Annotated in this window: 13 protein-coding genes; 7 read left to right on the plus strand and 6 right to left on the minus strand. The window is 53.1% G+C overall.

Annotation, left to right across the window (positions count from 1 at the left end; translation table 11 throughout):
* Positions 1 to 42: 42 nt before the first annotated feature.
* The 3 genes from EIP93_RS01850 to tolC form a co-directional block, all read right to left on the minus strand.
* The gene (locus EIP93_RS01850) at positions 43 to 1,203 is read right to left on the minus strand and encodes a glutathionylspermidine synthase family protein (protein WP_010297418.1); all 1,161 of its coding nucleotides are present in this window, start codon (positions 1,201 to 1,203) and stop codon (positions 43 to 45) included.
* Between the two features lie 10 nt (positions 1,204 to 1,213).
* Positions 1,214 to 1,888, minus strand: a complete 675-nt coding sequence (locus EIP93_RS01855) for a DUF1190 family protein (protein WP_103861630.1) — start codon at positions 1,886 to 1,888, stop codon at positions 1,214 to 1,216.
* A 265-nt stretch (positions 1,889 to 2,153) separates the two neighbouring features.
* The gene (tolC, locus tag EIP93_RS01860) at positions 2,154 to 3,548 is read right to left on the minus strand and encodes an outer membrane channel protein TolC (RefSeq protein ID WP_103861629.1); all 1,395 of its coding nucleotides are present in this window, start codon (positions 3,546 to 3,548) and stop codon (positions 2,154 to 2,156) included.
* 337 nt (positions 3,549 to 3,885) lie between these two features.
* Here tolC and nudF point away from each other — a divergent pair, with 337 nt between their 5' ends.
* The 5 genes from nudF (at position 3,886) to parE (ending at position 8,450) form a co-directional block, all read left to right on the plus strand.
* Positions 3,886 to 4,518: an ADP-ribose diphosphatase gene (gene nudF / locus EIP93_RS01865; RefSeq protein WP_103942154.1), complete on the plus strand. Its 633-nt coding sequence runs from the start codon at positions 3,886 to 3,888 to the stop codon at positions 4,516 to 4,518.
* Positions 4,519 to 4,522: 4 nt separating this feature from the next.
* The gene (locus tag EIP93_RS01870; protein WP_125232180.1) at positions 4,523 to 4,954 is read left to right on the plus strand and encodes a DUF1249 family protein; all 432 of its coding nucleotides are present in this window, start codon (positions 4,523 to 4,525) and stop codon (positions 4,952 to 4,954) included.
* 107 nt (positions 4,955 to 5,061) lie between these two features.
* Entirely contained in the window at positions 5,062 to 5,889 is an 828-nt protein-coding gene (cpdA, locus tag EIP93_RS01875) for a 3',5'-cyclic-AMP phosphodiesterase (protein ID WP_010297432.1), read from the plus strand.
* Positions 5,889 to 6,470, plus strand: a complete 582-nt coding sequence (yqiA, locus tag EIP93_RS01880; RefSeq protein WP_103861627.1) for an esterase YqiA — start codon at positions 5,889 to 5,891, stop codon at positions 6,468 to 6,470. The genes cpdA and yqiA overlap by 1 nt, the downstream gene beginning before the upstream one ends.
* Positions 6,471 to 6,554: 84 nt before the next feature.
* Complete coding sequence (parE, locus tag EIP93_RS01885) at positions 6,555 to 8,450, plus strand: DNA topoisomerase IV subunit B (protein WP_102117115.1); 1,896 nt, start codon at positions 6,555 to 6,557, stop codon at positions 8,448 to 8,450.
* A 126-nt stretch (positions 8,451 to 8,576) separates the two neighbouring features.
* On the opposite strand, the gene EIP93_RS01890 is transcribed toward parE, so the two are convergent.
* On the minus strand, positions 8,577 to 9,224 hold the full coding sequence (locus EIP93_RS01890) for a TetR/AcrR family transcriptional regulator (RefSeq protein ID WP_125232181.1): 648 nt from the start codon (positions 9,222 to 9,224) through the stop codon (positions 8,577 to 8,579).
* Between the two features lie 82 nt (positions 9,225 to 9,306).
* Here EIP93_RS01890 and EIP93_RS01895 point away from each other — a divergent pair, with 82 nt between their 5' ends.
* Both EIP93_RS01895 and EIP93_RS01900 read left to right on the plus strand, forming a co-directional pair.
* Positions 9,307 to 10,047, plus strand: a complete 741-nt coding sequence (locus EIP93_RS01895; RefSeq protein WP_103942150.1) for a 3-oxoacyl-ACP reductase family protein — start codon at positions 9,307 to 9,309, stop codon at positions 10,045 to 10,047.
* A 156-nt stretch (positions 10,048 to 10,203) separates the two neighbouring features.
* Positions 10,204 to 11,100 (plus strand): LysR family transcriptional regulator, encoded by an 897-nt coding sequence (locus tag EIP93_RS01900; protein WP_125232182.1) that lies wholly within the window; start codon positions 10,204 to 10,206, stop codon positions 11,098 to 11,100.
* 40 nt (positions 11,101 to 11,140) lie between these two features.
* Here EIP93_RS01900 and EIP93_RS01905 read toward each other — a convergent pair whose 3' ends face one another.
* Positions 11,141 to 11,722, minus strand: a complete 582-nt coding sequence (locus EIP93_RS01905; protein WP_125232183.1) for an NAD(P)H-dependent oxidoreductase — start codon at positions 11,720 to 11,722, stop codon at positions 11,141 to 11,143.
* A gap of 267 nt (positions 11,723 to 11,989) precedes the next feature.
* Positions 11,990 to 14,392 (minus strand): TonB-dependent hemoglobin/transferrin/lactoferrin family receptor, encoded by a 2,403-nt coding sequence (locus EIP93_RS01910; protein ID WP_125232184.1) that lies wholly within the window; start codon positions 14,390 to 14,392, stop codon positions 11,990 to 11,992.
* Between the last annotated feature and the right edge of the window lie 44 nt (positions 14,393 to 14,436).

The following is a 14,436-nucleotide window of genomic DNA, read 5'->3' on the forward strand; positions in this document are numbered from 1 at the left end:
AGGCACGATTTTCATCGTGCCTTATTACTTTCAATTTGATGCTTAATCCAGAATGGTATGCGGATAGAAGCGCGAGAGATCCTGAGTGATCAGGGCGCGATCTTCACGTACGCCGATACCACAAGGTTGATCGTTCACCAGCCAGCTACCAATCAGCGTATAGCTGTCGCCGAATTTCGGCAGTTGATGGTATTGCTGGACGATCATCCCTTCTTCGCCGTAAGGGCCGTCGGCTGACGCAATCTCTTTGCCATTTTCGACGATCTGGATGTTCGCCCCTTCGCGTGAAAACAGTGGCTTAATGACGTAGCTGTCCAGCTCAGGATGTTCATCTTCTGCGAAATAGGCAGGAAGCAGGTTGGGGTGGTTTGGGAACATTTCCCACAGCATCGGCAGCAGCGCTTTATTAGAAATGATGCTTTTCCAGGCCGGTTCCAACCAGCGCACGCCCGCATCTTCCAGCTTGGTGGAAAACATCTCGCGCAGCATGAATTCCCACGGATACAGCTTGAACAGATTACCAATCACCTGATTTTCAGGATCGGTAAACTGGCCTTTCTCACCGAGGCCGATTTCCTCAATGTACAGAAACTCGCTCGGCAGACCCGCTTCCAGCGCGCAATCCTGAAGGTATTGCACCGTACCACGATCTTCTTCCGTATCCTGACAGCAGGCGAAATGCAGCAAGCCGAAGCCGTGATTCAGTTTTAGCTCTTCAAAGCGTTCGATCAACTTTTCCTGAATGCTGTTGTACTGGTCAGAATTCTGCGGCAGATTCCCTGCGTTGATTTGGTCTTCCAGCCAGAGCCATTGGAAAAAGGCCGCTTCGTACAGCGACGTCGGGGTATCGGCATTGTTCTCCAGCAGTTTTGCTGGGGATTTGCCGTCATACGCCAGATCGAGGCGTGAATACAGCGAAGGCTGATTGGTGCGCCATGAATGTCTGACGAATTCCCAGGTGTGTTTGGGAATACGGAATTTAGCGAGCAGCGCGTCGCTGTTGACGACTTTTTCCACCACTTGCAGACACATCTGGTGCAGCTCTGCGGTGGCTTCTTCCAGCTCTTCGATCTGGGCAAGCGTGAACTGGTAGTAAGCCTCTTCGCTCCAGTAGGGCTCGCCGTACATAGTGTGGAAACGAAAACCAAACTCGGTGGCTTTTTCCTGCCAGTCAGGACGCGCTGTAATATCTATCCGCTTCATTCAATACGCCTCAGCCGCCCATGCTACGGGAAGAGCTGGAACTTGAACTGGCGCTACTGCGCTGCATGCTGTTTTGCTTCGCGACGGTTTCACCAAATCCACCACGCGTGATGGTCGAGGTGGTTGCAGGCTTCGGTGCCAGTGCAGTTTTAGGCACGGTCATTGTGCGGCCTGTTGTCGCGTTACCGTAGTTTTTGCCGGTGGCATCAACGAATTTGCCGTTAGCCGGGCTGGCCGGTGATTTTGAACTGAACAGCGGTTGCTGTGTGAAACCGGCTCCACCACTCATCATTCTGCCCATCATGTAACCGGCCATCAGCGGCATCCAGGACATACCGCCGCCCTGCTGCGATTCTGCTGCCATACCGGCCTGTGCCGGTGCAGGCGTTTGAGTACACTGCGCTTCGCCAAATTCCGCTACGCAGTCTTCTTTGGTGGCGTATTTCGGAGCCGTTTTTTCTGCTTCTTTTAACGCATTATTGTAAGCGGTGGTGCATTGGGCAGCCATAGACGGGTTAGCTGACGAACAATCATCCGCATTCTGGTAGAGGGAGACGGTTTCATCAGTTTGTTCGCAGCCCGCGAGGAAAAATACGGCGCTGACGGCCAAAGCAACAGGTGCCAGACGGTAAGTCCGCCATTCCTTGCGGAACGTTTCCTGATTAATATTTTTTGTACGTTTCATCGTGTTTATCCCAGAGCAAAGCATCACGGCCAATAACAAATAAGTGTCCCTAAGAATAGGGGAACACTGCTTGAATTTAAAGCGGCAATAGGTGTAACGAAAGGTTTCTTTACGTTGCTATACATTCTGTTATGCAACGTTTCGCTTTATGAAAAATGAACGCGTCTTCTGCAACTTGATGAAGTTGCGTGGTTCTGCAAAAAACATCGACATAAAAAAGGGGAACCGTAGTTCCCCATCTGTATCGATAAACTCGACTTGCTGATTAACGTTGTGCCGAGGCAGTGGTTGCCAGCGGAGCGCTGTTGTCGGTTACAGCCGGCGTGGTCGATACCGGTTGACCCAGTGACGCATTCAGCGCTTGCAGGTCAGTTTCGCTCAATGTGCCCTGTGCGGACTTAATGTTTAACTGATTGATCAGGTAATCATAACGTGCACTGGAGAGCTGCTGTTTGGCGTTATACAGCGTAGTGGTGGCATCCAGTACGTCGACAATGGTACGTGTTCCTACCTGATAACCAGCTTCCATCGCATCCAGTGAGCTTTGTGCAGACACTTCAGCCTGTTTGTAAGCGTTGATGCTGCTGATGGACGCAGAAATGTTGTTAAACGATGAACGTACCGTCTGGATCACAGAACGGTGTGCGCTTTCCAGCAGCTCACTAGAGCTAACGTAGCTGTGCTGCGCCTGTTTCACCTGAGAGTTAGTTGCGCCACCGCTGTAAAGTGGCAGAGTGAAGTTGATCCCCACTTTGTGTTGCCCTGCGTCTGAATCGTTAAACGAGTTGCTGTTATTCGTCCGAGAACCGGAATAGCGAGTATCACTCACGCCCGTTGAGGCGGTGAGATCCAACGTTGGCATATAGCCTGTTTCGGCGGAGCGAATCTGCTCGCGCGCCAAATCCTGACTCAAACGTGCGGACAACAGGTTCAGGTTGCGGTTTTCGGCTTCTTTCAGCAGGTTGTTAACCGCTTCCGGTTTCTGGGTAGAGAAACGCTCGATGTTCAGCCCAGCCAGCTGTGGGTAGAAATTGCCGGTAATCTGACGCAGTGATTCCAGCGCGTTATCCAGCGTATTGCGAGTCAGCACTTCATTTGCCAGCACGCTGTCATACTGTGCACGGGCGTTCTGGACGTCGGTAATCGCGACCAGACCCACGTTGAAGCGCTGTGTCGTTTGATCCAACTGGCGATAAATCGCCTGCTTCTGTGCGTTGATGTAGGACAGCGAATCAATCGCACGCAGGACGTTGAAATAGGCGGTTGCCGTATTCAGCATCAGGTTTTGTTGAGCGGTCTGATAGGTGACGTCTTCAATACCCGCTTGTTTTTCCTGCAACGTCAGCGCACGCCATTTGGACATGTCGAACAGGGTCTGGGTCAATTGCAGTGAAGCGCCTTTGACGTTGCTGTCGACGCCTTTGCTGTCACGGTAGCCCCTGTTATAGGTATAGTCGGCCCCTAGACCGAGCTGAGGCAGTAACGGGCTGCGCGCTTGATTAATTTTTTCAAACGCGGCGTCGCGGGTTGCCGCAGAGCTGCGTAAATCAGGGTTGGTGCTTTTTGCCTGCTGGTAGACCTGTAACAGGTTTTCCGCCTGACTCATGGCGCTAAAACCGCCCAGGCTCAGACCAATAAGAAGAGGGAGCAATTTCTTCATTTGCATTCCTTGTTGTGCAGCAATCTCGCTATGGTAGCGCTGTCTGTAGACGAATAATTGTCGATTCTATCAGAATCTGCCAATAGGATAAGGTAGCTGAACGTGCCATCTTTCAGCGGAATATGCCCACAGGGTCAGGTAAATTGACCTGTAGGATGATTCAGTGCGGCGTTTTGCTGTTCAGTCAGACACCGAAAAGTGATGCGATGGATGGGAATCCCCCTCACTTAGCCGACGTCACGCCTAATAAACGTTCAAAAACAATGATGAGTATAATGACAGCGGATTCCGCCATACAATACCGGATTCCATTAATACTTGTTACAGGAGTACAGCCATGTCGTCTTCCGCATCCGGTCCGGTTACTTTCACCAAAGATGATGTAGAAATTATTGCACGCGAAACGCTGTACGACGGTTTTTTTTCGCTGGAGCGTTACCGTTTCCGTCATCGCCTGTTTAATGGTGGTATGAGCGGCGAAGTCAGCCGCGAGATTTTAGAGCGTGGCCATGCTGTGGTGTTGCTGCCTTACGATCCGGTGCGTGATGAAGTGGTATTAATAGAACAGATTCGTATCGCTGCCTACGACACCAGTGCTTCTCCTTGGCTGTTTGAGCTGGTGGCTGGCATGATTGAGCCAGGAGAAAGCCACGAAGAGGTGGCGCGGCGCGAAGCAGAGGAAGAAGCCGGATTAAGGGTTGGCCGTTGCCGACCGATAATCAACTATCTTGCTAGCCCCGGCGGCACCAGCGAGCGTCTGGCGGTGATGGTGGGAGAAGTGGATACGCGTACGGCGAAAGGCATTCACGGCCTGGCGGAAGAGAATGAAGATATCCGCGTACATGTGGTGAGCCGTAAACAAAGTTATCAATGGGTTGAAGAAGGTATTGTTGATAACGCCGCATCTGTCATTGCCTTGCAATGGTTGGCATTGCACCATGAAGAACTGAAACGTGAGTGGGTGGATTGAATTTATGAAACGTTATACTCCGGATTTCCCAGCCATGATGAGGCTATGTGAAACCAACTTCATGCAATTGCGGCGTTTGCTGCCAAAAAATGATGAAGTTGGCGAAATCGCGGTTTATCACGTCAATAATGCGGTCTACCAACTGACGATTCTTGAGTCTACTCGCTATACCTCATTGGTAGAAATTAAGCAGACAGCGCCCACTGTCAGCTACTGGAGCCTGCCAATGATGAGCGTTAGGTTGTATCATGATGCGTTGGTTGCGGAAGTGTGTGCCAGCCAGCAGATCTTTCGTTTCAAAGCACGTTATGATTATCCTAATAAGAAGTTACATCAACGTGACGAAAAGCATCAAATTAATCAGTTTCTTGCTGATTGGCTAAAGTATTGTTTGGCGTATGGTTCGATGTCGATACCGGTTTTTTATACCCAATAGATTTCAATACGCAGGAAAGTGGCTGGCGAGCCACCAAGGGAAACCAACGTATTCTGCAATTTGAAAGATGACGGGTAGAGACAGATTTACGTAACCAAGGACACCATTTGGAAAGCCTGTTGACACTGCCTGTGGCGAGTGGCGCCAGAGTCAGGATTTTACAAATAACTGATACCCATCTTTTTGCGGGCGAGCATGAAACCTTGCTGGGTATCAACACCTATCGTAGCTATCACGCTGTGCTGAATGCCATCAAGGCTCGGCAGGATGCGTTTGATTTGATCGTCGCGACGGGCGATTTGGCACAGGATCACACGCTGCAAGCCTATCACCATTTCTCACGCGGGATTGCGCAGATCCCTGCACCTTGCGTATGGCTTCCGGGTAACCACGATTTCCAACCGGCGATGGTCGATGCGCTGGCTGACGCCGGCATTGCACCGTCTAAGCATGTGCTGCTGGGCGACAAGTGGCAAATCATCTTGTTGGACAGTCAGGTGTTCGGCGTGCCGCACGGTGAGTTGAGCGAATACCAGCTTGAATGGCTGGAGCGCAGCCTGAAAAGTCAGCCTGATCGCTTTACGCTGTTGCTGCTGCACCATCATCCGCATCCTTCCGGCTGTACCTGGCTCGATCAGCATAGCCTGCGTAACGCGCATAATCTGTCTGCGGTGCTGGATCGCTATCCACAGGTGAACACCGTACTGTGCGGACATATTCATCAGGAGATGGATTTTGACTGGCATGGCCGCCGCTTGCTGGCCACGCCGTCGACCTGCGTACAGTTCAAACCACACTGCACTAACTTCACCATTGATGACGTGGCGCCGGGCTGGCGCTATCTGGACCTGCTGCCGGATGGCCGTCTGGAAACCGAGGTCTATCGTCTCTCAGGCAGTGAATTCCTGCCTGACATGGATTCGGACGGTTACTAATGCCAACGCTTCTTTATCTGCACGGCTTCAACAGTACGCCACAGTCGGCGAAAGCGACGGCCTTGCAAACGTGGCTGGCAGAGCGGCATCCTGAAATTGATATGGTGATTCCCCAGCTTCCACCGTATCCGTCGGAGGCGGCTGAGATGATGGAGTCGCTGATTATGGAGCGGGCCGGTCGTCCGGTGGGCATTGTTGGCTCTTCCCTCGGTGGTTATTATGCCACCTGGTTATCCCAGTGTTTTATGCTGCCTGCCGTGGTGGTGAATCCTGCGGTGAAGCCGTTTGAACTGTTGCTGGACCATCTCGGCGAATATCAGAACCCCTACACCGGTGAACAATATGTGCTAGAGTCTCGGCACGTTTACGATCTGAAGGTCATGCAGGTTGACCGACTGGAATCGCCGGATTTGCTCTGGCTGCTGTTGCAGGCAGGGGATGAGGTTCTAGACTATCGTCAGGCAGTCGCGTATTACACGGCCTGCCGTCAAACTGTGGAGTCAGAGGGCAATCATGCCTTTGTCGGATTTGAGCGCTTTTTCACACCGATTGTGAATTTTTTAGGGCTCACGACAGACTGAATCGCCGCATATGCATTGAAAAACGAATCGCTGAACGCGGTTCGTTAAACACCATTCACTGAACTCAAAGAATTAACGCAAACTATGGCTCAATCAAGTTATAACGCTGATGCGATTGAAGTACTCAGCGGACTGGAACCGGTGCGCCGTCGTCCGGGAATGTACACCGATACCACGCGTCCTAACCATCTGGGACAAGAGGTCATAGATAACAGCGTTGATGAAGCGCTGGCGGGTCATGCACGCCGAATTGATGTGATTCTGCACGCCGATCAGTCGCTGGAAGTGATTGATGACGGTCGTGGGATGCCGGTGGATATCCACCCGGAAGAAGGCGTACCCGCCGTTGAACTGATCCTGTGTCGTCTGCACGCAGGCGGCAAATTTTCCGGTAAAAACTACCAGTTCTCGGGCGGCTTGCACGGCGTAGGGATTTCCGTGGTGAACGCCCTGTCCACCCGTGTTGAAGTTACCGTTAAGCGCGATGGTCAGGTTCATGACATCGCGTTTGAAAACGGTGACAAAGTGCAGGAGCTCACCGTCACTGGCACCTGTGGACGTCGCAATACCGGTACGCGCGTGCATTTCTGGCCGGATGAAAAATTCTTCGACAGCCCCCGTTTTTCTGTATCCCGTTTGACGCACCTGCTGAAGGCCAAAGCGGTCTTATGCCCCGGTGTGGAAATCATCTTCAAAGATAAAGTTAACAACACCGAGCAGCGCTGGTGCTATCAGGATGGCCTGAATGACTACCTGTGCGAAGCGATAAATGGCCTGATCACGCTGCCGGAAAAACCGTTTCTGGGGTCAATTACTGGCGATACGGAAGCGGTGGATTGGGCGCTGCTCTGGCTGCCGGAAGGCGGTGAGCTGCTGACGGAAAGCTACGTTAACCTTATCCCTACGCCAATGGGCGGGACGCACGTTAACGGCCTGCGCCAAGGGCTGCTGGATGCGATGCGTGAATTCTGCGAATTCCGCAATATTCTGCCGCGCGGTGTGAAGCTGAGCGCAGATGACATCTGGGAACGCTGTGCTTACGTGCTGTCGGTCAAAATGCAGGAACCGCAGTTTGCCGGACAGACCAAAGAACGTCTCTCTTCTCGTCAGTGTGCCGCGTTTGTGTCCGGCGTCGTGAAAGACGCTTTCAGCCTGTGGCTGAACCAGAACGTACAGGCTGCGGAGCAACTGGCTGAGCTGGCGATTTCCAGTGCTCAGCGCCGTATGCGGGCCGCTAAAAAAGTGGTGCGTAAAAAGCTGACCAGCGGGCCAGCGTTGCCAGGCAAACTGGCCGATTGTACCTCGCAGGATCTCAACCGGACGGAGCTGTTTCTGGTGGAAGGGGATTCGGCAGGCGGATCGGCGAAACAGGCACGCGAACGTGAATTCCAGGCGATCATGCCGCTGAAAGGTAAGATCCTGAATACCTGGGAAGTCTCCTCCGATGAAGTCTTGGCGTCGCAGGAAGTGCATGATATTTCGGTGGCGATCGGTATCGATCCCGACAGTGCCGATCTCAGCCAGTTGCGTTACGGCAAGATCTGTATTCTGGCGGATGCGGACTCCGATGGTCTGCACATTGCCACGCTGCTGTGTGCGCTGTTTGTCCGCCATTTCCGGGCGCTGGTTCAGGGCGGGCACGTTTATGTTGCCATGCCGCCTTTATACCGTATCGATCTGGGCAAAGAGGTTTACTACGCGCTGGACGAAGAGGAAAAAGCGGGCGTGCTGGAGCAGCTTAAGCGCAAGAAAGGTAAGCCTAACGTGCAGCGCTTTAAAGGTCTGGGTGAAATGAACCCGCTACAGCTGCGCGAAACCACGCTGGATCCGAATACTCGCCGTCTGGTGCAGTTGACCATCAGCGAAGAGGATATGGACCAGACGATGGCAATGATGGATATGCTGCTGGCGAAGAAACGCTCGGAAGATCGCCGCAACTGGCTGCAAGAGAAAGGCGATAAGGCGGAGATCGAGGTCTAACCGCCGATTCATGCAGTAATTAGCTAAATAAAAAACGACACGCTGGCTGTATTATGAGCGAACAAGCCCATGATACAGCCAGTTTTCTTTACGCTGCGGGTTACTCACGACGGCTCAACGTTTCCCTCATCTCACCTGCGCGTCCCATCCGAGCAGGGCGCATTGAACGATATTCTCAAGCTCTGTTCGGCTAGCACCATCGCGTGATTGCAGCACCATTCCACCCTGTACTGCGAGAATATAGCGCGCCAGTCCGTTAACGTTCAGCGCGGCATCCAGTTCCCCCTCGGAAACCGCTTGTGAAAAGCACGCTTCTAGCTTGAGGAGAGCCTGTGCGCGTGCGTCCCGCACAATATTGCCAAGCGCGGAATGACCTTCTTCGCCGACGGCGGATAGCACCAGCATACAACCGGGCGGGTCGTCTGGGCCGTTCGCCCCTGTAAGTGCCGCGGCTGAATCCATCAGGTAGGCCTGAACGGCATCACGCGCTGTCCGAGCGCTATCGAAACCCGCCCAAACGCGTGGACCACAGTGTTCAGCGTAGTAGCGAAGTGTTTCGGCATATAACGCTTCTTTTGACCCAAACGCGGCATACAGGCTGGGCGATCCGATCCCCATTGCGGCAGTGAGATCGGACATTGAGGTGGCTGAAAAGCCTTTGCGCCAGAAGAGAAGTGTCGCCTTTTCCAGCGCTTTTTCGCGATCGAACGCACGCGGCCGCCCTTTGGCGGGACGTTCCGTTGAGGCGTTTTTAGGATCAAATGAATTCTGCATCGTTCGTTACATAAATGAATTGACGGTTACCCAGAGGGCGTTTATAACATTATATATCAATCACTACAAAATAGGATGAACGATGACTGAACTGACTGGTAAAAAAGCGCTGGTGACCGGTGCTTCCCGTGGCATTGGTGCGGCCATCGCCCTTGAGCTGGCGGAAAAAGGCGCAGATGTGGCGATCACCTACCAGAGCTCTGAGGAACGGGCATTGGACGTGGTTCGGGCGATTGAAGCAAAAGGCCGTCGTGCATTCGCGATAAAGGCTGACAGCGCGGATGCCGCTGCTGTTGTGCGTTCGGTGAATGAAGCAGCACAAGCGCTGGGCGGTCTGGATATTCTCGTCAATAACGCGGGGATTGCCCGTGGCGGCATGTTGTCACAACTGAGCCTTGCGGATATTGACGACACGCTGAACGTGAATGTGCGTGCTGTGGTGCTGGCATCGCAAGCGGCAATCCCGCATTTAGGTCAGGGCGGTCGCATTATCTCGATAGGATCGAGTGTCGCCGAGCGCGTTTCTATGCCGGGATTGTCGGTCTACGCGATGTCCAAATCGGCGCTACTTTCTTTTACCCGCGGGTTGGCGCGTGAGCTGGGGCCGAATGGCATCACCGTGAATCTGGTGCATCCGGGGTCAACTGACACAGACATGAACCCGGCTGATGGCGATTATGCAGAAGCGCAACGTGCGTCGATAGCACTCGGTCACTATGGCAAGCCCGAGGACATTGCTGCTGCGGTGGCCTTTCTGGCCAGCCCGGCAGCCCGACAGATTACGGGAACCGGGATCACCGTAGATGGCGGATCCAACGCCTAAAGCAATATTTATCGCGGTTTCATCTTGCCGAGGCGGATAGCGGCTTTGGCAGGATGATGTTCGGACGATGGCAGTCATTTACAGGTGGCTGCGGTATGATGCGAGTACACGATAACGTTTGGATAAATACCAAATCGATGGCAGGTGTACTCGTTTATGAAAGTCACGCTTGAGGAACTTCAGGCTTTTGTGGTGGTGATCGACACTGGTTCGATCACGGCAGCCGCGGAACAGCTTGGGCAAACCACGTCGGGCATTAGCCGGGCGCTGCGGCGCTTGGAGGATAAGCTGGGTACGACGTTGCTGCATCGTACGACGCGACGTCTCTCGCTTTCCGAAGAAGGCATGATGTTTCTTGAGCACGCCCGTGACGTGATTCACGCGGTGGAACATGCCGAAGAGCAGGTGCTGCTGCGCCATGAGCAACCGAGTGGACGGCTGCGGGTTAATTCGGGCTCGGCGTTTATGCAGCATGTGATTGTGCCTCTGGTGCCGGAGTTTCGCCGCCGCTATCCCAAGATCGTTCTTGAACTCAATACCAACGATTTCATTATTGATTTGCTGGAGCAGCATACCGATATCGCGATTCGCATCGGCACGCTCAAAGACTCTACCATTCATGCCCGCCCACTTGGCGCAAGCAAGCTGCACATCGTCGCCAGCCCTGACTATCTAGAACAGCATGGTACACCTGCGACGGTCGAGTCATTGGCCGATCATCGTTGTCTGGGGTTTACTCAGTCGGAGTCGCTGAACCACTGGCCGCTGCGGCATGGCCTTCAGGATTTCTACCCCATCACACCGGTGCTGTTGGCATCAAACGGTGAGATATTGCGTCAGCTTGCGCTGCAAGGCGAAGGGATTGTGCGCATGTCCAACTTCCTGATTCGAGACGATTTGGCGACGGGGCGGCTGGTGCCGATCCTCACCGGGGATACGCTGGAAGCCAGCCTGCCGGTTTACGCGGTGTATTATCGCAATAGCCAGCTAGCGGCGCGCATTACCTGTTTTCTCGATTTTATGAGCGAAAAGCTCACGGAAAATCCGCTGTGAGGCGTGACCCACAGCGGTAGAGAGGCGGGTAATACGCCGATCAGGAAAAGTGTTCGTCCAGATGCTGGCGATAATTTGCAAGATAAGCGGGGACGTCCGGTGCTTTCATCACATCATTGCAGATGAAGGTCGGCAGTGGGGACAGCCCGATGAACTGGTTTGCTTTATGGAACGGCAGATACACGCCATCAACGCCCGCACCGTGGAAGAACTGTTCAGGATCCTCGAAGGCCTCTAGCGGCGCATTCCACGTCAGAGACAGCATGTATTTCCGGCCCTGTAACAATCCCCCAGAACCGTATTTCTTGCTGGCATCCGAACGGCTGCGGCCATCGCTGGCGTAAAGTGAACCGTGACCGGCGGTAAACACCTCATCGATATATTTCTTCAGAATCCACGGCGTATCCATCCACCATCCCGGCATCTGGTAAATGATGGTATCTGCCCACAGGTAGTTCTGAATTTCCTGTTCAATATCATAGCCGTTGTCCACGACCGTCACGTGGACGTCGTGGCCTTTATCGCGCAGGAAACTGGCGGCGGCATCGGTAAGGGTATGGTTCAATTCCCCTTTGGAATGGGCGAATGACTTGCCTGCATTAATCAGCAAAATGTTCTGCATAGGTCTGCTCTCGAATCGGTTATCAACGAAGATGTTGGGCGTAGTCTAGGGCAGAGAGCTGCGCAGAAAAATGTGCGCTAGCGCATAACACTGTTGACTGAATATCAATAATAAAGGGTAAGAAGACACCATATTGAAATAATGCTACGGGGAAACCCATATGAGAAAAATAAAAAGGCAAGAAAGCCGTGGTGTGCATTCTTGCCTGAGTGGTAGCGATGCCTGAATGATGCATCGCCTTTTTTATTGAATCGTGAGTGATGTGGATTAGAAATCTACATTCACACCCAGTTGGAAGGAACGGCCAGGCTGCACGGAGAGTGCACGGTCATACTGTCCCTGCCGATCGTTGGTTTCAATCTGGCGACTGCTGAGATAATCCCAATATTTACGGTCAGTCAGGTTATACACGCCACCGTTAACTTTCACATTCTTGCTGATGCGATAGTAAGCCGTCAGGTCAACCATGCCATAGCCGGGAATCCGCATATACTCTGTGCTAGAAGTGGGGATTGCATTACCCGCATTGGTATAGCTTTCACGGCTGGTATCTTTCGCCTGTTTCCCTTTCTGGAAGGTAGAGGTCAGGGCGGCACCGTAGCGTTGGGAAGGATCGTCATAGGCGATACCTACCACCGCTTTTATCGGGGCAACGCTGTCGAGGTCGACATAGCGGTCGCCGAGGTAGCGGGATTGCGATTGGCCTTTGGTGTAGCCAAAAGCCAGTGTGGTGCTGAGACCATCAACAGCCGGGAACCAGGTGCCTAGCTGTATTTTGCTGCTGACTTCGCCACCGTAGATATAAGCCTTATCGCGGTTTTCCGCCTGATATATCGTGCTGATATTGCTTGGCACATTGGCAAATTTATCGGGGTTAGCGCTACGACGGTAGCGGGTGTTGGCGATAAAATTCTTATACGTGTTGTAGAACAGCGCGGTACGGAAGGTGATTCCCTCCGTCGCTTCACCTTTTAAGCCCCATTCTACGTTGTTGCTGGTTTCCGTTTTGAGATCGCTATTGCCGATAAAGGCATACTGGAACGGCCCGGCATAGTTGGCGTCAAGGTTGGTGCTGCCATAAAGCTGGCTGGCATCCGGGAACTGCGCGCCGCGACGGTACTGCACATAGGTTGTCAGCGTCGGGGTGATGTCATAGAGGAAGCTCAGAGAAGGCAGAACTTGCGTATCGCTGTTGGCTTTGCCGTACAGTCTGTTGACATCGGATTCACTGATGACACTGCCGTCACCGCTCAGACGAACTGTATTGGTCGGTTTGGTACGTTGATGAATGGCGCGTACGGCAGGAACAACCGAGAAAGCGTGCCCTGCAAGATCCCACGTAACGGTATCCTGTACGAAGCCGCCAACGGTGTAGCTGTTGCTATCGGCTTCCGGTTGCATGATGTTATTCGCACCCGTTTGATTAGGCGATTGCCTGAACGGGCGCTCTGTTTTGCTTTGGCTGGCATTCAGACCCCAACTGAACTCGTGGCGATCCCAGCTTTTCACCATATGGGTATCGAATCCGTAGGTGGTGACATTGTAGTCGGAATAGACTCGGTGGCTATCTGCCGCCGCCATCCCAGTAGTTGCTGGCAGCCAGGTATTGTCGTGTGATTCGCTGTTTTGGAAGTAAATGCGGCTATCAACCAAATCGACCAGCGTGTTGTTAACCGGCGTCCAACGATCTTTCAGGCTGGCGGTCCAACGGCGTGTCTGACTGCTCTGTTGCGCCGTGCCGTAAATGGTGTTGTTGCCGCTTGGCAGACTACCCCAATAGTCATAATGGGTGTGGTTGGTTTTATGGTAGTAATCCAGCGTACCGGTGAGCTGATGCTCGTCGTTAGCCTGCCAAATGCCGGACGCTAAAATAGCGTTAGAGTGCCAGTTGGCGGGGTAAGCGGCGATCTCGTCGCTGTTATTACGCGTTTGCTGGCCGTCACGGCGGCTAAATACGACCACACCGCGCAGGTTGTCATCACCGCCTGCCGCCGTGATGCCATTGTGCCAACCGTGGTTGGCGGAGTCGTAGTCACTCTGGAAACCAAAGTAGTCCTGCTTGCCTGCTTTCAGATAGTCATCGGCAGATTTGGGGCGAAAGGAGACGCTGCCTCCGAGTGCGTTGACCGTATTTTCTGCGGAGGTAACGCCCGACTCAATATCGACGCTGCTGTACAGGTAAGGGTCGATATAGTCGCGTCCCATCCCGAAGGTATTGAATCCGGCACGGCTGGCGTAGCTGCGGCCCGTGGCATTGGGCAGGGCGATACCATCGGTATCGATCGCAACACGGTTACTTTCAATGCCGCGAATGTTGTAGCCCGTGTAACCGCCGCGGTCGAAGCCGCTTTTCCCTGTATTACTGCCGCCGCTGGACCCGGTTGCGCTCACCAGGGGTTGATAACGCATGATCGTGCCGAAATTGTTGCCGCCTTCTCTTTGCATATCTGCGGCAGTCAGCGTCGTACTTGAACCGGCTTTTTTCTCGATTTTCGGCGAGTTGACTACCATCACATCGTCAGTCTGTCCCGTTTTCGCCGCCGAATCGTCTTGGTTCTTCACGTTGAGTGCGTTGTTACCTGTGGTGCTATCCGCTGCCATGCTATTCAGCGCGACGCCAGTCAAGATGCCGGTGAGAAGAATTTTATTTAAATTCTTGTTAATTAACATAATGATACTCTGCTATAAGGTTGTTCTGGCCAGCGGCGTTGGGG

The organism is Pectobacterium versatile, from assembly GCF_003932035.1.
In the GTDB taxonomy this organism is placed as follows: domain Bacteria; phylum Pseudomonadota; class Gammaproteobacteria; order Enterobacterales; family Enterobacteriaceae; genus Pectobacterium; species Pectobacterium versatile.